This window comes from Streptomyces spinosisporus (assembly GCF_022698145.1).
In the GTDB taxonomy this organism is placed as follows: Bacteria; Actinomycetota; Actinomycetes; order Streptomycetales; family Streptomycetaceae; genus Streptomyces; species Streptomyces spinosisporus.
Genome location: NZ_JALDAX010000001.1, coordinates 469,681 through 487,160, shown reverse-complemented (window position 1 = coordinate 487,160; position 17,480 = coordinate 469,681). Strand labels below are relative to the sequence as shown.

Genomic DNA, 17,480 nt, shown 5'->3' with positions numbered 1-17,480 from the left:
CGCGGCCGGTTCAGTGGACGGCGGCCATCTGCTCGCCGGTCTTCGCGGGCCGGGTGAGGTCCTGCTCGTCGGGGTTTCCGCCGAGGTGGTTGAAGACCAGGTTCAGCACCACCGCCGCCACGCATCCGGTGGAGATGCCCGAGTCCAGCACGATCCGGGCGGTCTCGGGGAAGGCGTGGTAGAAGTCCGGTGCCGTGATGGGGATGATGCCGACGGCGAGCGAGACGGCGACGATCAGGATGTTGTTGTCCTTCTCCAGGCCCGCCCTGACCAGGGTCTGGATGCCGCTGGCGGCGACCGAGCCGAACAGCACCACGCCGGCGCCGCCGAGCACGGGGCGCGGTACGACGGCGATCAGCGAGGCGGCCATCGGGCACAGGCCCATCAGGACCAGGAAGCCGCCGCCGGTGGCGACGACGTAGCGGCTGCGGATCCTCGTCATGGCGACCAGGCCGATGTTCTGGGCGAAGGCGCTGCACATGAAGCCGTTGAAGAAGGGGCTGAGGGCGGAGCCGAGGGTGTCGGCGCGCAGCCCGGCCGCGATGGTCCGCTCGTCCGCCGGGCGCTCGACGATCTCGCCCAGCGCCAGCATGTCCGCGGTCGATTCGGTCATCGAGACCACCATCACCACGCACAGGGAGAGGATCGCGGCGAGCTGGAACTGCGGCGCCCCGAAGTGGAACGGGGTCGGGAAGCCGACCACGTCCGCGTCCGCCACCGGGCCGAAGTCCGTGACGCCGAAGGGGATCGCGATCAGCGTGCCGGCGACCATGCCGAGCAGGACCGCGATCTGCTTGACGAAGCCGCGGGTGAAGCGGCGCAGGAGCAGCACGATCACCAGGGTGGTGGCCGCGAGACCCAGGTAGGTCGCCGAACCGTAGTCGTGTGCGGCGGGGTCGGGTCCCTGCGCCCAGCCGAAGGCCACGGGCAGCAGGGACACGCCTATCAGCGTGATGACCGTGCCGGTGACGACCGGCGGGAAGAAGCGGACCGCCTTGCTGAAGAAGGGGGCGGCGACGAAGCCCAGCAGGCCGGCGACGATGACCGCGCCGAAGATGATGGGCAGGGCGTCGGACTTGTCCTTGGTGGAGGCGACGACCGCGGTCATGGGGGCGACACCGGCGAAGGTGACGCCGTTGACGAAGGGCAGTCGGGCGCCGATCTTCCAGATGCCGAGGGTCTGCAGGAAGGTGGCGAGGCCCGCGGTGAACAGACAGGCGCCGGTGAGGAAGGTGAGATCGGTGGCGGTCAGGCCGATGGCCGCGCCGACGATCAGGGGCGGGGCGACGACCCCCGCGTACATGGCGGCCACGTGCTGCAGGCCGGTCGTCGCCATCTTGAGTGCGGGCAGGCGTTCGTCAACGGGGTGGGCGGCCACGGCGGCTCCTCCGGTCGGTTACGTGTCGGCTCTGACACGGGTGTCAAGGAGGTGGTGCGCTGGTCATGGGGGACCGGGACGGAGACCGTTCCGGGGCGCGCGCGTCCACGCACGCCCCGGAGACGGCCGCCATGGAACTGGGTCCACGGCTACCGGTCGAGGGCCGTCCCCCTCGACCGGAGATCTCGGGCTGTTCAGCCCTGCCCGGCGATCCGCGCGAGGCGTTGTGCCTCGTGGCGCGTGGAGCGGGCGACGGCGTCCTCGTCGATGTGCAACAGCCGTCCGTCCTCGACGATCTGACGGCCATGCACGAACGACGCGGTGACCGGGGCCGCCGCGCCGAGGACCAGGGCGGCCACCGGGTCGGCGATGGAGGCGTGGGCGAGGGTGTCCAGCTTCCACAGCACCAGGTCGGCGAGTTTGCCCGGCTCCAGGGAGCCGATCTCGGCGGCGCGGCCCAGGACTTGAGCGCCGCCGTAGGTGCCCAGGCGCAGCGCCTGGCGGGTGCTCAGGGCGTGTTCGCGGTGGGCGCCGAGGCGGTTGATCAGCAGGGCGTTGCGCAGTTCGGTGTGCAGTTCGCCGGACTCGTTGGAGGCCGTGCCGTCGACACCGAGGCCGACCGGGACGCCGGCCGCGAGCATGTCGGGGACCCGGGCGATGCCGGCGGCGAGGCGGGCGTTGGAGGACGGGCAGTGCGCGACGCCCGTCCTCGTACGGGCGAAGGCGGCGATGTCGGAGTCGTTCATGTGGACGCAGTGCGCCATCCACACGTCCTCGCCGAGCCAGCCGGTGGACTCGAAGTAGTCGGTCGGGCCCATCCCGAACCGCTCCTTGCAGAACTGCTCCTCCTCGACGGTCTCCGAGCCGTGGGTGTGCAGGCGCACGCCGAGGCGGCGGGCCAACTCGGCGCCCTCACGCATGAGTTCGGTGGAGACAGAGAAGGGCGAGCAGGGTGCGACGGCCACCTGGGTCAGCGCGCCGAAGGAGGTGTCGTGGTGCTCCTGGACGGTCCGCTCGGTCGCGGCGAGGGCGCCGTCGAGGGTCTCGACGGCGAAGTCCGGGGGCAGGCCGCCGTCCTTCTCGCCGAGGTCCATGGAGCCGCGGGCGAGGGTGAAGCGGACGCCCGTCTCACGGGCGGCGCGGATGATCGCGCCGGACAGGTCGCCGGAGTCCTTGGGGTGGACGTAGTGGTGGTCCATGGCGGTGGTGACGCCACCGCGGGCCAGCGTCGCCAGGGAGCCCCGGGCGGCCGCGTACACCATCGGCTCGTCGATGCGCGCCCAGGTCGGGTACAGCGCGACGAGCCAGTCGAAGAGGTTGTGGTCGGTGGCCAGGCCCCGGGTGAGCCACTGGTAGAAGTGGTGATGGGTGTTGACCAGGCCGGGCGTCATCAGATGCCCGGTGGCGTCGATCCTGCGTACGACGTTCTCCAGGCCCTCGGGGGCCCTGCCCGCGCCGAGCGTTTCGATGCGGTCGCCGTCGATGACGAGATGGCCGCTCGGGTACTCGGTGTCGTCGGCGTCGACCGTGGCGATCGAACAGTTCTCGATGACGATGCGCCGGGCTGCTGCCATGATGCGTCCTTTTCGCTCAGTGGACTCGAGGGGAGGGCACGGCAGGACCTGGAGTCCCGGGTACCGCGGCCGGGGAGCGGGGCTCTCCGGCCGCGAGTGCCGGGAACCGGGGCTCAGAGGTTGGTCATGTCGACCGGGATGAGCTGCTCGGCACCGTCGCGCAGGATGGTGGCCTCGATCAGGCCGTAGGGACGGTCCGCGGCGTAGTAGACGGCGCCGTCCTTGGCTTCGTTGTCGATCCCGAAGGGCGACAGGTCCGAGCGGAAGTGGTGCTTGTTGGGCATCGAGAAGCGGATCTCGTCGACCTCGTCACGGGAGTTCAGCACCCGTACGCCCATCTCGAAGAGGGTCTGCTGCAGCGAGTACGAGTAGGTCTCGGCGAACGCCTGCAGCGCGTGCTTGCGCACCCCGCTGTAGGAGCGGTCCCAGTCGGGGGCGTGCGAGTCGATGCCGTCCCAGTTGTGCCGCCACCAGGTGGAGACGGTGGTGGCGAGGATGCGGTCGTGGTCCTCGGGGAGGGTCGTGTACTTGTCCTTCAGGAAGCCGAAGAACTCGGAGTTGGTCGAGTTCAGCACGGTCAGGTCCTTGAAGCCGGACAGGACCTGGACGCCGTGGCCGTCGTAGGTGATCTGTGCGACGCGGGTCTCCTGGCCCTTGCGGACGAAGGAGTGGGCGATCTCGTCCGCGCCGACGAAGCGGGCGCCGGACTGCGAGGTCTCGATCCGCTCCCAGGAGTACTCCTCGATGCGGATGCGGGCCCGGTGGATGGGCGCGGTGTCGTCCACGAAGTGGCGGGCGAGCGCGATGCCGAAGGCCTCGGCGCTCTCGATCCCGTGCTCCTTGGCGAAGGCGTACACCGTGTTCTTGGTGGTGTCGGTCGGCAGGACGTTGGCGTTGGAACCGCTGCGGTGGACCTCCTCCATGTCGCCGGAGAGGGCGACGGAGACGTTCAGGTCCTTGATGTGGTGCGTGTCGCCGTCGCGCGTGATCTTGACGACGCGGTTCTCGGCCTTGCCGTACTGGTTCTGTCCCAGGACGAAACGGGTCATGGTGTCGGTCAGCTCCCTCGGTAAACGGAGTAGCCGAACGGGTTGAGCAGCAGCGGAACGTGGTAGTGCTCGCCGGGCACCACCGCGAAGGCGATGGTGACCTCGGGGAAGAACACCGGCCGGCCGTTCTCGCTGTCCCGGAGCGCGGGGGCGTCCTGCTGGGCCGCGGCTTGTTTCTTCGCGAAGTACGTCTCGGTGTCGAACGCGAGGCGTACGTGGGTGGTTCCTTCCGGCAGCGCCGGCAGGTCCTTGCACCGGCCGTCCGCGTCGGTCGCGGAGCCGCCGAGCGCCTGCCAGTCCGCCTCGCGCCCGGAGCGGGCGGCGAGGTGGACGGCGACGCCCTCGGCGGGGCGGCCGACGCTGGTGTCCAGGATGTGCGTGGACACGGAGGCGGTGGTGCTGGTGCTCATGGTGGTCAGGCTTCCTCTTCGAGGAGTCGGGTGAGGCGGATGCGGTTGATCTTCCCCAGTTCGGTGCGGACGATCTCCCGCTCCTGTTCGGGTGCGTTGCCGATCCGCTCCTTGACCGCGTCGCGCATCTGCTCGGCGGTTCTGCCGGTGGCGCAGATGAGGAAGACGTGGCCGAACTTCTCCTGGTAGGCCAGGTTCAGCTCCAGCAGCTCCGCCCTGAGCTCGTCGGAGGCGCCGGCCATGCCGCGCTGTTCCCGCGCCGAGGTGGGATCCCCCGGTTTGGGGCGGCCGATGGGCGGGTGCCCGGCCATCGCCTCCGCCAGGTCCGCGGCGGTCAGCCCGGCCATGGCGGCGTCACTGGCGGTGCGCAGTTCCTCGTCGGTGGCGAAGGGGCGGGCGTCCGTCAGCCGGCGCGCCCAGGTGGTGGAGGCGCACACCTCGTGGAGGGCGGCGAGGGCCGCGTGCTCCGGAAGTGCGTTGAGGCGGGCCAGGCCCGGGGGCGTGGAAGTCGACGTCACGGGTGCCTCCGTGGCCGCGGTGGGCCGTCGTGCTGAACGGGCGTGCCGATAGCTAACGCCCTCGGCAACACGCCGTCAACACTTTGTTGAAAATTCGCGGCGGGGAGAGCGATCGACCCGTCTCAGGTCCCGCCCGGCCGCACCATCAGGGGGTTTTGTCCCGGTTCAGATAGTTGTACACCGTGAACCGGCTCACGCCGAGCGCGCTCGCGACGGTCTCCACGCCGTGCCGTACGGAGAAGGCGCCTCGCGCCTCGAGTATCCGTACGACCTCCTGCTTGGCCTTGCGGTCCAGCTCGGCCAGCGGCTTGCCCTGCTTGCGCTCCATCGCGGCCAGGATGTGATAGAGGGAGTCGGCGAGCTGCGGCAGGCGTACGGCGACCGCGTCGACGCCCTGCCAGGTGAGCACGACGTCGTCCGGGCCGGCCTCGTCGGGCGGGAGCATCTCGCCGCCCATGGCGTCGACCAGCGGCTTCACGGCCGTGATGAACGGCTCGTCCCCGGTGCCGGTCACTCGGCGCCCTCCCCGGCCGCGCCCACGACGTTCACCTGCAGCGAGATGCGGGTGGCACCGGCCTGCAGCGACTTGCGCAGCAGGGCGTCCACGGCGGCGAGCACGGTGTCCGCACCGCCCTCCGCCGTGTTGCCGAACGGGCCGACGTCCACCGCGTCCAGCTCGGCCGCCTCGATGACCTCACGGGCGACCACCGCATGCGCGGGCGCCTGGTCGAGGTCGAAGGGCTCGGTCGTGAACTCCACTCTCAATCGCACGCGCACAACCTAACGCCATGGCGACCCTCGGAGACCGGTGGATTTGCCCGGACGCTCTTGACAGGCCTCCCCGGTCACAGGCAGTCTTCCGTTAAGCAGAAACTAACTTCCGTAATACGGAATCACTACACGGAAGGGAGCACCGACGCCGATGCCGGGCTTTGACTGGGACACCGCCGCAGAGCAGCGCTTCAACGTCAACCTGTCGATCCTCTTCACGGAGCTCCCGCTCCTGGAGCGCCCCGCGGCCGCCGCCGCGGCGGGCTTCACCGCGGTCGAGCTGTGGTGGCCCTGGGTCGACTCCCCCACCCCCGACCAGTCCGAACTCGACGCGCTGAAGAAGGCGATCGAGGACGCGGGCGTACGGCTCACGGGCCTGAACTTCTACGCCGGCCGGCTGCCCGGACCCGACCGGGGCGCCCTGTCGATCCCGGGCGAGGAGTCGGAGAGGTTCCGCGCCAACATCGACGTGGCGGCCGGCTTCGCCGAGTCCCTGGGCTGCACGGCGCTCAACGCGCTGTACGGCAACCGCGTCGAGGGCGTCGACCCCGCAGAGCAGGACGCACTGGCCCTGGAGAACCTGGTGCTCGCGGCCCGCGCGGCCGACCGCATCGGCGCGATCCTGCTGATCGAGACCCTCAACCAGCCGGAGTCGCCGCTGTACCCGCTGGTCAGCGCACCGGCCGGGATCGGCGTCGTCGACAAGGTCAACGAGGCGACGGGGCTGGGCAACGCACGCTTCCTGATGGACCTCTACCACCTGTCCATGAACGGCGAGGACCTGCCGTCGGTGATCGAGCGGTACGCCGCCAAGACCGGCCATGTGCAGATCGCCGACAACCCGGGCCGCGGCGCGCCGGGGACGGGCTCGCTCCCCCTGGAGGAGCTCCTCGGCCAACTGAGGAAGGCGGGCTACGACGGCTGGGTCGGCCTCGAGTACAAGCCGGGCGACCGCCCGAGCGCCGAGGCCTTCGACTGGCTGCCCCGCGAAGCACGCGCCGCCCGCTGAACTCCCTTACCGAAAGGCACATTTCATGAGCACTCTACCCAAGGTCGCCTGGATAGGCCTCGGCATCATGGGCTCCCCCATGTCCGAGAACCTGATCAAGGCGGGCTACGACGTCACCGGCTACACCCTGGAGCAGGACAAGCTGGACCGCCTGGCCGCCGCCGGCGGCACCGCGGCCGGCTCGATCGCCGAGGCCGTGCGGGACGCCGACGTGATCATCACGATGGTGCCCGCCTCCCCGCAGGTCGAGGCCATCTCCTACGGCCCCGACGGCATCCTGGAGAACGCCAGGTCCGGCGCGCTGCTGATCGACATGTCGTCGATCACCCCGCAGACCTCCGTCGACCTCGCGAAGGCCGCGAAGGACAAGGGCATCCGCGTGCTGGACGCGCCCGTGTCCGGCGGTGAGGCCGGTGCGATCGAGGCCGTGCTGTCCATCATGGTCGGCGGCGAGCAGGCCGACTTCGACAGCGCCAAGCCGATCCTGGAGGCGCTCGGCAAGACCATCGTGCTGTGCGGCCCGCACGGCTCGGGCCAGACCGTGAAGGCCGCCAACCAGCTGATCGTCGCCGTGAACATCCAGGCGTGCGCCGAGGCCGTGGTCTTCCTGGAGAAGTCGGGCGTGGACCTCAAGGCCGCGCTGGACGTCCTGAACGGCGGGCTCGCGGGCTCGACCGTGCTGACGCGCAAGAAGGACAACTTCCTGCAGCGCGACTTCAAGCCCGGCTTCCGTATCGACCTGCACCACAAGGACATGGGCATCGTCACCGACGCCGCCCGCAACGTCGGCGCGGCCCTGCCCGTCGGCGCCGTGGTCGCCCAGCTCGTCGCCAGCCTGCGTGCGCAGGGCGACGGGGGCCTGGACCACTCGGCCCTGCTGCGGGCCGTGGAGCGCCTCTCCGGCGCCCAGCTCTGACGCAGCCGACAACTTCCGGGCGGCGCCGGCGCCGACATCTGTCCTGTCGCGCCCAGGCACCGGCGCCGCCCGGAATCACACGTCAACTCCCGCACGGAAGTGCCCCCGCACGGAAGGTCCCCATGTCGCAGCGCGTGCTCACGACCGAGTCCGGCGCCCCGGTCGCCGACAACCAGAACTCCGCCTCAGCCGGCCCCGGTGGTCCGCTCCTCCTCCAGGACCAGCACCTCCTGGAGAAGCTGGCGCGGTTCAACCGCGAGCGCATCCCGGAGCGCGTGGTGCACGCCCGCGGCTCGGGCGCCTACGGCCACTTCGAGGTCACCGACGACGTCACCGGCTTCACCCACGCGGACTTCCTGAGCGGCGTCGGCAGGCGCACCGAGGTGTTCGTGCGCTTCTCCACCGTGGCCGACTCGCTCGGCGGCGCGGACGCCGTCCGCGACCCGCGCGGCTTCGCCGTCAAGTTCTATACGGAGCAGGGCAATTACGACCTCGTCGGGAACAACACCCCGGTGTTCTTCATCAAGGACCCGATCAAATTCCCCGACTTCATCCACTCGCAGAAGCGCGACCCCTTCACGGGCCGTCAGGAGCCGGACAACGTCTGGGACTTCTGGGCACACTCCCCCGAGGCCACGCACCAGGTGACCTGGCTGATGGGCGACCGCGGCATCCCGGCGTCGTACCGCCACATGAACGGTTACGGCTCGCACACCTACCAGTGGACGAACGCCGACGGCGAGGCCTTCTTCGTCAAGTACCACTTCAAGACCGACCAGGGCATCCGCTGCCTCACCTCCGAGCAGGCGGCCGAGCTCGCGGGCACGGACCCGAGCTCCCACCAGACGGACCTGCTGCAGGCCATCGAGCGGGGCGTGAAGCCGTCCTGGACGATGTACGTGCAGGTCATGCCGGCGGCCGAGGCGGCGGACTACCGCTTCAACCCGTTCGACCTGACCAAGGTGTGGCCGCACAGGGACCACCCGCTGCGGCGCGTGGGCCGGCTGGTCCTCGACCGCAACCCGGACAACGTCTTCGCCGAGGTCGAGCAGGCCGCGTTCTCCCCGAACAACTTCGTGCCCGGCATCGGCCCCTCGCCGGACAAGATGCTCCAGGGCCGGCTGTTCGCCTATGCGGACGCCCACCGCTACCGCCTCGGCGTCAACCACACGCTGCTGGCGGTCAACGCCCCGAGGGCGACCGTCGCGAGCAACTACGGCCGCGACGGTCTGATGGCGGTCAACTCCCAGGGCCGGCACGCCAAGAACTACGAGCCGAACTCCTACGACGGCCCGGTGGAGACCGGCCGCCCGCTGGCCGCCCCGCTGCCCGTCACCGGGCACACGGGCACCCACGAGGCGCCGCTGCACACCAAGGACGACGACTTCGTCCAGGCGGGCGAGCTGTACCGCCTGATGTCGGCCGAGGAGAGGTCGCGGCTGGTCGCGAACATCGCCGGGGGTCTCGCGCAGGTCACCCGTGACGACGTGGTCAGGAAGAACCTGGCCCACTTCCACGCCGCCGACCCGGAGTACGGGCGGCGGGTGGAGGAGGCGGTCCGCGCCCTGCGCGAGGACTGACAACAGACGGCCCGAGCACGACCGGACGGCCCGGATGAGGGGTGGCCGGACGGACGTGCCCGGGCGAGGCAAGGACCGCGGCGGTGTGCGAGCCAGTGCGGTGGTGAAGGTCCCGGGCTCTCCTTCTTCGACCTGAGGGGAGGAGCGCCGCGGTTCCGTCGCACCCGCCGCGGTCCCAGCCGTGGTCAGCAGTACCCCAGACCCCGTCCGGCGGCGCGAATGTCCTGTCGCGCCCAGCCTCGCGCCGCCGGACGGCCACAACCGAACACCTCACCGGCCGGCCGGCGCCGGATGCGGACGGTCCCGCATCCGGCGCCGGTCCGTCTGCGTTTCGGCTCATCCGGGGTGCGGAGGGATTGCTTCCGCAGGAGTCTGAAGGCATGGCACATCCAGAAGGCACGGCAGATCCGGCGCGGCAACCGCACATCGTGGTGCACTCGCCCGCCCTGGACGGCTCCCGGCGGGTCACGGAGGGCGAGGAGACGCTGGGGATCGCCACGCACGTGGACGACGTGGCCGAGATCCTGCGGCTGGCCGACCTGTACGTCACCGACGTCGAGGGCAGCGAGCTCATCGAGTGGCAGGGCGGCGGGCCCGACGACTGGCCCGGCCTGTCCGAACACCATGAGCCGCCGGCAGCAGACACCACCGAGGACGTAGAACGTCTACGCAATCCTCAAATCAACCTCTGAACATGGTTCAACGGGCTTCAACCGCCCCCGCCCACGGAGATATTCATGTCACGCGAGGCCCGCCGGCACGGGGGCGGCGGGCCTCGTGCCGGGGGTGCGCGACCGGCATCCGCTGCCCGTGGGCCGGGCTGGTCTGCCGGTCGAGGAGATCCTGTTCGTCGTCGCCCTGTACGGCGACCGGGCGCTGACGGCGCTCGCGCCCCGCTTCGCCCGGGACGGGGGGCTGACGGGCCGGGGCGGCAGCACGGAGCGTGAGCAGCCCGGTCTCTCCTGCGGCAGTGGCAGCGGGATGAGCTGCGGGGCGGTGTGACGGTGCGGGCATGCGCGTAGGGGCGGCCCGTCCCCCCGGACGGGCCGCCCCTACGTCTGCGCTCGGTGAACCCCGCCTGCGATCGGCGGGTCAGACCTTCAGTGGCCTGATCGAGGTCGGGGCGTGGCCCGGTTCTGTTGCGAGCTCCTCGAACTCCACGACGTTGCTGATGTCGTTGGTGCCGCTCATGGAGATGTTGGTGACGCGCTCCAGGATCGCCTCGACGACCACCGGCACCTGGAACTCGGCCGCGAGCTTCTTGGCCTGCTCCAGGGCCGCGCCCAGGTCGGCCGGGTCGGTCACCCGGATCGCCTTGCAGCCCAGGCCCTCGGCGACCTTGACGTGGTCGACGCCGTAGACGCCCAGCTCGGGCGAGTTGATGTTCTCGAACTCCAGGTTGACCTGGAAGTCGATGTCGAACGCCCGCTGCGCCTGGCGGATCAGGCCCAGGTAGGAGTTGTTCACCAGGACATGGACGTACGGGATCCTGTGCTGAGCGCCGACCGCCAGTTCCTCGATCATGAACTGGAAGTCGTAGTCGCCGGAGAGGGCGACGACCTGCGCCTGAGGGTCGGCCGTGGCGACGCCCAGTGCGGCCGGGACGGTCCAGCCGAGGGGGCCCGCCTGACCGCAGTTGATCCAGTGCCGCGGCTTGAAGACGTGCAGCATCTGGGCGCCGGCGATCTGCGACAGACCGATCGTCGACACATAGCGCGTCTCGGGGCCGAAGGCCTTGTTCATCTCCTCGTACACCCGCTGCGGCTTGATCGGGATGTCGTCGAAGTGCGTACGGCGCTGCAGCGTCGCCTTCTTCTCCTGCGCGGCGGCGGCCCAGGCGGACCGGTCGGGCAGCTTGCCGGCCGCCTTCAACTCCCGTGCCACCTCGACGAAGAGCTCCAGCGCGGCCTTCGCGTCCGAGGCGATGCCGTAGTCGGGGGCGAAGATCCGGCCGATCTGGGTCGGCTCGATGTCGACGTGGACGAATGTGCGTCCGGCCGTGTAGACGTCCAGCTTGCCGGTGTGGCGGTTGGCCCAGCGGTTGCCGATGCCGAGGACGAAGTCGGACTCCAGGAAGGTCGCGTTGCCGTAGCGGTGCGAGGTCTGCAGGCCGACCATGCCGGCGTTCAGCTCGTGGTCGTCGGGCAGGACGCCCCAGCCCATCAGCGTCGGGACGACCGGGGTACCGGTCAACTCGGCGAACTCGACGAGCAGTTCGGCCGCGTCCGCGTTGATGACACCACCGCCGGCGACGATCAGCGGACGCTCGGACTCGTTGAGGAGCGTGATCGCCTTCTCGATCTGGGCGCGGGTCGCGGCGGGCCGGTAGACCGGCAGCGGCTCGTACGTCTCCGGGTCGAACTCGATCTCCGTGAGCTGGACGTCGATCGGCAGGTCGATCAGGACCGGACCCGGACGGCCGGAGCGCATCAGGTGGAAGGCCTGCTGGAAGACGCCGGGGACCTGCGCGGCCTCCAGGACGGTCACGGCCATCTTGGTGACCGGCCCCGCGATCGAGGCGATGTCGACGGCCTGGAAGTCCTCCTTGTGGATCACGGCGGTCGGGGCCTGGCCCGTGATGCACAGGATCGGGATGGAGTCGCCGGTGGCGGAGTACAGGCCGGTGATCATGTCGGTCCCCGCGGGGCCCGAGGTGCCGATGCAGACACCGATGTTGCCCGGGTGCGTGCGCGTGTAGCCCTCGGCCATGTGCGAGGCGCCCTCGACGTGCCGGGCGAGGGTGTGGTGGACGCCGCCGGAGGCCTTGAGCGCCGCGTAGAAGGGGTTGATCGCCGCGCCGGGCACACCGAACGCGTTGGTGACGCCCTCGCGCTTGAGGATCTCAACTGCCGCGCGGGCAGCGGTCATACGTGCCATCGAGTACTCCTGCTTCGGCTGTCGGACTAGCACTCCCGTCGCGCCCCGCGGTGAGCTCTTCCGTATCGGCTTCCTGATCGTTCCGCCCTGCGGATTTCCCAGCCGGACTTCCACATTGCGGAAACTGTTTTCTGCTATCTGAAAGCAATGTAAGTGGGTGAGGGAAGGCCGTCAAGACACGGACAAGCAGGGGCCGCCTGGAGGACGATGTGGGCCATGACCGAGAGCGTCCCGGTGCGCTGTCCGGCCTGCCGGCGCGAACACCTCTATGCGGCACCGTCGTTCCCGTGCGTGTGCGGAGCGCCCGTCGCACCGCCGCTCGACCGCAGAGGAACGGCGACGGCCGTCACCCATCGCTCCTGGGCCGAGGACTGGATCAGGCTGCGCTGCGGCTCCTGCGGCCGCCTGGACGAGTGGCCGCACCCGGAGCTGGGCTGCCCGTGCGGGACGGTGCTGCGCATCGCCGTGACGGAGCGGGCGGACGTCACAGAGGGCACAGAGGTCCCAGAAGTCACAGAGGTCACTGAGGTCACTGAGGCTCGAAAGGGCGCCGTCCCCCGCGCCGCGGCAGCCCCGGAGACCACCGCCGCCCGGCCGAAGCCGCGCCGCCCCTTCCAGCCCGTCACCATCCGCACCGCCCGGGACGCGGTGACGGCCGCCGCGGTGTATCTGCGCTGGCTCGGCTATCAGGACATCCGCCGGGCCGACCAGCGGCCCCCGACCGGCATCGGGATCGCCGCCCGCGGTCTGGTGGCCCAGGTCGACCCGACCGTGCGCCCGGCCTCGCTGCGGGATGTGGAGTGCCTGTGGCTGACGGCCATGACGGAGTCGGCGGACTGCGCGTACTTCTCCCTGGCCGGGTACGCCACCGACGCGCGCACCCGCGCGGACGCCCTCGGCGTCCCCCTGTTCGTCCTCGACCTCACGGGCACCCCGCAGCCGGTCAACAGCCCGGCGGACGAACTGGACGGCACCGGGGCGTAGAGCGCACTCCACACCTCGGTGCCGTCGGCGGCCGGGGCTCTACTCCCCGGCGTAGGTCTCCCGCAGTTCGATCTTGCGCACCTTCCCCGACACCGTCATCGGGAAGGCGTCCAGGATCCGCAGCCGGCTCGGCACCTTGTAGTGGGCCAACTGCCCCTCGCAGAAGGCGCGTACGTCCTCCAGGGTCGGCGGGTCGGCGGGGTCGCGCGGGATGACGCAGGCGAGGACCTCCTCGCCGTAGCGCTCGTGGGGCACGCCCACGACCTGTACGTCCTGGATCTTCGGGTGGCCGTAGAGGAACTCCTCGATCTCGCGCGGGTAGATGTTCTCGCCACCGCGGATGATCATGTCCTTGATGCGTCCGACGATCTCGACGTAGCCGTCCTCGCGCATCATCGCCAGGTCGCCGGTGTGCATCCAGCGGCCGGCGTCGACGGCCTCGGCGGTCTTCTCCGGCTCGTTCCAGTAGCCGAGCATCACGCTGTAGCCGCGGGTGCACAACTCGCCCGCGGTGCCGCGCGGTTGGGTGATTCCGGTGGCCGGGTCGACGACCTTGACCTCGATGTGCGGCAGGACGCGGCCGACCGTGCCGGTGCGGTGCTCCAGGTCGTCGTCCATGCGGGTCTGCAGCGAGACCGGGGACGTCTCGGTCATGCCGTAGCAGATGGAGACCTCCTCCATGTGCATCTCGGCGACCACCCGCTTCATCACCTCCACCGGGCAGGGCGAGCCCGCCATGATGCCGGTGCGCAGGGAGGTGAGGTCGTAGTCCGCGAAGTCGGCGAGGTTCAGCTCCGCGATGAACATCGTCGGCACGCCGTACAGGGAGGTGCAGCGCTCCTGCTGGACGGCCTCCAGCGTGGCCTTCGGCTCGAACGACGGGGCCGGGATGACGATGCAGGCACCGTGGGAGGTGGCGGCGAGGTTGCACATCACCATGCCGAAGCAGTGGTAGAAGGGCACCGGGACGCAGATCCGGTCCTGCTCGCTGTAGGCGATCAACTCACCGACGAAATAACCGTTGTTGAGGATGTTGTGGTGGGAGAGGGTGGCCCCCTTGGGGAAGCCCGTCGTGCCCGAGGTGTACTGGATGTTGATGGGGTCGTCGCAGGACAGGTCCTCGTACGGCATGGTGGTCCGCGCCCGCCCGAGCAGCGCGTCCCAGCTCGGGTCGCCGATGTACACGACCTCGCGCAACTCGGGGCAGCCGCCGCGCACCTGGTCCACCATCGCGCGGTAGTCGCTCGTCTTGTGGCTCAGCGAGGCGACGAGCAGACAGATGCCGGACTGCTTGAGGACGTACTCGACCTCGTGGACGCGGTAGGCCGGGTTGATGTTCACCATGATCGCCCCGACCCGGGCGGTGGCGTACTGCACCAGCACCCACTCCGGGCAGTTGACCGCCCAGATGCCCACCCGGTCGCCCTTGGCGACCCCGCTCGCGAGCAGCGCCTGCGCCAACCGCTCGACGTCGGCGCCGAATTCGGCGTACGTCCAGCGCCGCCCCGACGGCACGTCGACGAGCGCCTCGCGGTCGGGCCAGGCCGTGATCGCCCGGTCCAGGTTGGCGGCGATGGTGTCCCCGAGCAGCACGGTCGGGCTCGTACCGTGCGCATACGACAGTTCGGTCACCGGAAGTCCTCCTCGCGGTACTCCTGGTCCGAGCCCGCCGCGGTCGCCTCGCGCAGCTCGACCCGGCGGATCTTGCCGGACACGGTCTTGGGCAGTTCGCCGAACTCCAGGCGGCGGACGCGCTTGTAGGGGGCGAGGACCTCACGCGAGTGCTCGAAGAGCACCTTGGCCGTGTCGGGGCCCGGCTGCCAGCCCTCGGCGAGGACGATGTACGCCTTCGGGACGGCCAGGCGCAGCTCGTCCGGGGCGGGCACGACGGCCGCCTCGGCCACCGCCTCGTGCTCCAGCAGCGCGCTCTCCAGCTCGAAGGGGCTGATCTTGTAGTCGGAGGCCTTGAAGACGTCGTCGCTGCGGCCGACGTAGGTGATGTAGCCGTCGGCGTCCCGCGCACCGATGTCACCGGTGCGGTAGTAGCCGCCGGCCATCGCCTCCGCCGTGCGGTCCGGGTCGCCGTGGTAGCCGGTCATCAGGCCGACGGGCCGGGTCGAGAGGTCGAGGGCGATCTCGCCCTCGGCGGCGCCGGGCGCGCCGGTCACCGGGTCCAGGAGCTCGACCCTGTACCCCGGGCTCGGCCGGCCCATCGAGCCGGTCTTGAGCTGCTGGCCGGGGCTGTTGGCGACCTGCACGGCCGTCTCGGTCTGCCCGAAGCCGTCCCGGATGGTGACGCCCCAGGCGTGCCGGACCTGCTCGATGACCTCGGGGTTGAGCGGCTCGCCGGCGGCGACGGCCTCGCGCGGCTTGCCGCGCAGCTGGGTCAGGTCGGCCTGGATGAGCATGCGCCACACGGTCGGCGGGGCGCAGAAGGTGGTGACGCCCACGCGGTCCATCTCGGCCATCAGCCGGGCCGCGTCGAAGCGCGTGTAGTTGTACAGGAAGACGGTCGCCTCGGCGTTCCACGGCGCGAAGAGGTTGGACCAGGCGTGCTTGGCCCAGCCGGGCGAGGAGATGTTGAGGTGCACGTCGCCGGGCTTGAGGCCGATCCAGTACATGGTGGCCAGATGGCCGATCGGGTACGAGGTGTGGGTGTGCTCGACCAGCTTGGGACGGGCGGTGGTGCCCGAGGTGAAGTACAGCATCAGCGGGTCGTCGGCCAGGGTCGGCCCATCGGGCAGGAACGCGGCGGGGGCGACGGCGTGGGCGTCCTCGTAGGGCTCCCACCCTTCCCTGGGCAGGCCGCCCACGGAGATACGGGTGTAGGCGCCGGGCACGTCGTCGAACTTGGCGGTGTCCTCGGCCCGTACGACGACGTGCTTGACGCGGCCCCGGTCGACGCGGTCGCGCAGGTCGGCGGGGCCGAGCAGCGGGGTGGCCGGGATGACGACGGCGCGCAGCTTCATCGCGGCGAGCGCGGTCTCCCACAGCTCGACCTGGTTGCCGAGCATGACCAGGACCCGGTCCTCGGGGCCGACGCCGAGGTCACGCAGCCAGTTGGCCACCTTGTCCGAGCGCTCGGACATCTCCGCGAAGGAGACGCGGACCTCGCTGCCGTCCTCCTCGACGATGTGCAGGGCGGTGCGGTCGTTGCCCTCGGCGATGACGTCGAACCAGTCGAGCGCCCAGTTGAAGTGTTCGGGCCGGGGCCACTCGAACCCTTCGTACGCGTTCGCATAGTCCTCGCGGTGCTCCAGCAGGAAGTCCCGCGCGCTGCGGAAGAGCTCCGTGGCCGTCGTCATCTCTCCTCCTCGCCTTTTGGGTCGTTCGCCTCCGCGCGCTCGCGCCCTCGACATCGGCGCGCCCTCCGGCTCACTCCCGTTGTGCCCGACCATTGCCGGGCGGCTGTCTGCCATCGTGTAATCCGTGATGCAGGTCTCACTACCCCCGAACGGGGGTGTGCGCTGCAAGGAAAGGGCAAAGCAGGTGACAGCAGACGCGGCCGGGGCCATCGAGATTCGCAGTGCGCTGGCACGGCTGCGGCGTACCACCCGGCTCCCGGTCGCTTTCGGCGGTCTGGTGGACCCGGGACGGCAGCAGGTGCGCATCAGCGAACTGAGCGGCACGGCCACACTCGCGCTCAGCGGGCTGCCGGTGAGCTCAGGCAACGGCCTGGGCGGCCGGGCGGTGGCGCTGGCCCGCCCGTGCGCCGTGACGGACTACTCCTCGTCGCGGCAGATCAGTCACGAGTACGACATCCCGGTCGCCACGGAGGGGCTGCGGTCGATCCTGGCGGTGCCGGTCGTCGTACGACGCCGGGTGCGGGGTGTGCTGTACGGCGCTCTGCGCACCGCCGAGCCGCTCGGCGACCGCACCCTGGACGCGGCGATGGAGGCCGCGCGGGACGTGGAGCAGGCGCTGGCCGTCGGGGACGAGGCGCGGAGCCTGGCGGCGGCCGCCCAGGCGGGACCTGCCGCGGCGACGGGCGCCGCCTGGGAGCAGGTGCGGGAGGCGCATGCGGCGCTGCGGGCGCTGGCGCCGCGGATCGCGGACCCGGCGCTGCGGGCGGAACTGCTCGACGCGTGCGAGCTGCTGACGCCGGACGCGCCGGGCGGGGCGGTGCGGCTGGCCCCCCGGGAGCTGGACGTGCTCGCCTGTGTCGCGGCCGGAGCCACCAACTCCGCGGCCTCGCAGCGGCTGGGTCTGCGGCCGGAGACGGTGAAGAGCTATCTGCGGTCGGCGATGCGCAAACTGGGCGCCCACACCCGGGGGGAGGCGGTCGCCACGGCCCGTCGGACCGGGCTCCTGCCGTAGGTCGCGGCCCGCCCGCTCAAGGTCGGTTATTCATTCAGCCGCTCTTTGAATTGGCATATGCTGCACCATTGTTATATCCCTCACCGCCTCGTCCGTC

General features: G+C 70.5%; 17 protein-coding genes. 7 read left to right on the top strand and 10 right to left on the bottom strand.

The genetic code is table 11. The features are described 5' to 3' along the window. Positions 1–10: 10 nt before the first annotated feature. The 7 genes from MQN93_RS02070 to MQN93_RS02040 form a co-directional block, all read right to left on the bottom strand. Positions 11–1,378, bottom strand: a complete 1,368-nt coding sequence (locus MQN93_RS02070) for a nucleobase:cation symporter-2 family protein (protein ID WP_242708034.1) — start codon at positions 1,376–1,378, stop codon at positions 11–13. A gap of 194 nt (positions 1,379–1,572) precedes the next feature. Continuing rightward, complete coding sequence (locus MQN93_RS02065; protein WP_242708033.1) at positions 1,573–2,952, bottom strand: 8-oxoguanine deaminase; 1,380 nt, start codon at positions 2,950–2,952, stop codon at positions 1,573–1,575. A 113-nt stretch (positions 2,953–3,065) separates the two neighbouring features. Continuing rightward, positions 3,066–4,001: a factor-independent urate hydroxylase gene (gene pucL, locus MQN93_RS02060; RefSeq protein WP_016431836.1), complete on the bottom strand. Its 936-nt coding sequence runs from the start codon at positions 3,999–4,001 to the stop codon at positions 3,066–3,068. Between the two features lie 8 nt (positions 4,002–4,009). Next, positions 4,010–4,411, bottom strand: a complete 402-nt coding sequence (gene uraH, locus MQN93_RS02055; protein WP_242708032.1) for a hydroxyisourate hydrolase — start codon at positions 4,409–4,411, stop codon at positions 4,010–4,012. A 5-nt stretch (positions 4,412–4,416) separates the two neighbouring features. Then, positions 4,417–4,929: a 2-oxo-4-hydroxy-4-carboxy-5-ureidoimidazoline decarboxylase gene (gene uraD / locus MQN93_RS02050; RefSeq protein ID WP_016431838.1), complete on the bottom strand. Its 513-nt coding sequence runs from the start codon at positions 4,927–4,929 to the stop codon at positions 4,417–4,419. Positions 4,930–5,074: 145 nt separating this feature from the next. Then, on the bottom strand, positions 5,075–5,443 hold the full coding sequence (locus tag MQN93_RS02045; protein WP_242708031.1) for a helix-turn-helix domain-containing protein: 369 nt from the start codon (positions 5,441–5,443) through the stop codon (positions 5,075–5,077). Then, positions 5,440–5,700, bottom strand: a complete 261-nt coding sequence (locus tag MQN93_RS02040; RefSeq protein WP_242708030.1) for a YkoF family thiamine-binding protein — start codon at positions 5,698–5,700, stop codon at positions 5,440–5,442. Before MQN93_RS02040 ends, MQN93_RS02045 begins: the two co-directional genes overlap by 4 nt. 151 nt (positions 5,701–5,851) lie before the next feature. Between MQN93_RS02040 and MQN93_RS02035 the strand changes: the two genes are divergently transcribed. The 5 genes from MQN93_RS02035 to MQN93_RS02015 all read left to right on the top strand — a co-directional run bounded on the left by MQN93_RS02035 (position 5,852) and on the right by MQN93_RS02015 (position 10,207). Next, positions 5,852–6,709: a TIM barrel protein gene (locus MQN93_RS02035; protein ID WP_242708029.1), complete on the top strand. Its 858-nt coding sequence runs from the start codon at positions 5,852–5,854 to the stop codon at positions 6,707–6,709. A 25-nt stretch (positions 6,710–6,734) separates the two neighbouring features. Next, a complete protein-coding gene (locus tag MQN93_RS02030) occupies positions 6,735–7,625 on the top strand; it encodes a 2-hydroxy-3-oxopropionate reductase (protein ID WP_016431842.1) in 891 nt (296 codons plus the stop codon). 122 nt (positions 7,626–7,747) lie between these two features. After that, the gene (locus tag MQN93_RS02025) at positions 7,748–9,205 is read left to right on the top strand and encodes a catalase (protein ID WP_242708028.1); all 1,458 of its coding nucleotides are present in this window, start codon (positions 7,748–7,750) and stop codon (positions 9,203–9,205) included. A gap of 380 nt (positions 9,206–9,585) precedes the next feature. Next, positions 9,586–9,897 carry a hypothetical protein gene (locus tag MQN93_RS02020; protein ID WP_016431844.1) on the top strand — a complete coding sequence of 104 codons (312 nt, stop codon included), beginning with the start codon at positions 9,586–9,588 and terminating at the stop codon, positions 9,895–9,897. A gap of 85 nt (positions 9,898–9,982) precedes the next feature. Beyond that, the gene (locus tag MQN93_RS02015; RefSeq protein ID WP_242708027.1) at positions 9,983–10,207 is read left to right on the top strand and encodes a hypothetical protein; all 225 of its coding nucleotides are present in this window, start codon (positions 9,983–9,985) and stop codon (positions 10,205–10,207) included. A 90-nt stretch (positions 10,208–10,297) separates the two neighbouring features. Here the strand turns inward: MQN93_RS02015 and gcl are convergent, their stop codons facing one another. After that, on the bottom strand, positions 10,298–12,082 hold the full coding sequence (gene gcl / locus MQN93_RS02010) for a glyoxylate carboligase (protein ID WP_242708026.1): 1,785 nt from the start codon (positions 12,080–12,082) through the stop codon (positions 10,298–10,300). Between the two features lie 216 nt (positions 12,083–12,298). Between gcl and MQN93_RS02005 the strand changes: the two genes are divergently transcribed. Then, positions 12,299–13,066 (top strand): hypothetical protein, encoded by a 768-nt coding sequence (locus tag MQN93_RS02005; protein ID WP_242708025.1) that lies wholly within the window; start codon positions 12,299–12,301, stop codon positions 13,064–13,066. A gap of 39 nt (positions 13,067–13,105) precedes the next feature. On the opposite strand, the gene MQN93_RS02000 is transcribed toward MQN93_RS02005, so the two are convergent. Both MQN93_RS02000 and MQN93_RS01995 read right to left on the bottom strand, forming a co-directional pair. Continuing rightward, the gene (locus MQN93_RS02000) at positions 13,106–14,698 is read right to left on the bottom strand and encodes an AMP-binding protein (RefSeq protein WP_242708024.1); all 1,593 of its coding nucleotides are present in this window, start codon (positions 14,696–14,698) and stop codon (positions 13,106–13,108) included. Further along, entirely contained in the window at positions 14,695–16,371 is a 1,677-nt protein-coding gene (locus MQN93_RS01995; protein ID WP_242708023.1) for an AMP-binding protein, read from the bottom strand. The genes MQN93_RS02000 and MQN93_RS01995 overlap by 4 nt, the downstream gene beginning before the upstream one ends. A 184-nt stretch (positions 16,372–16,555) precedes the next feature. Here MQN93_RS01995 and MQN93_RS01990 point away from each other — a divergent pair, with 184 nt between their 5' ends. Then, positions 16,556–17,383, top strand: coding sequence for a response regulator transcription factor (locus MQN93_RS01990; RefSeq protein WP_242708022.1), 828 nt, complete (start codon positions 16,556–16,558; stop codon positions 17,381–17,383). Positions 17,384–17,480: the final 97 nt, after the last annotated feature.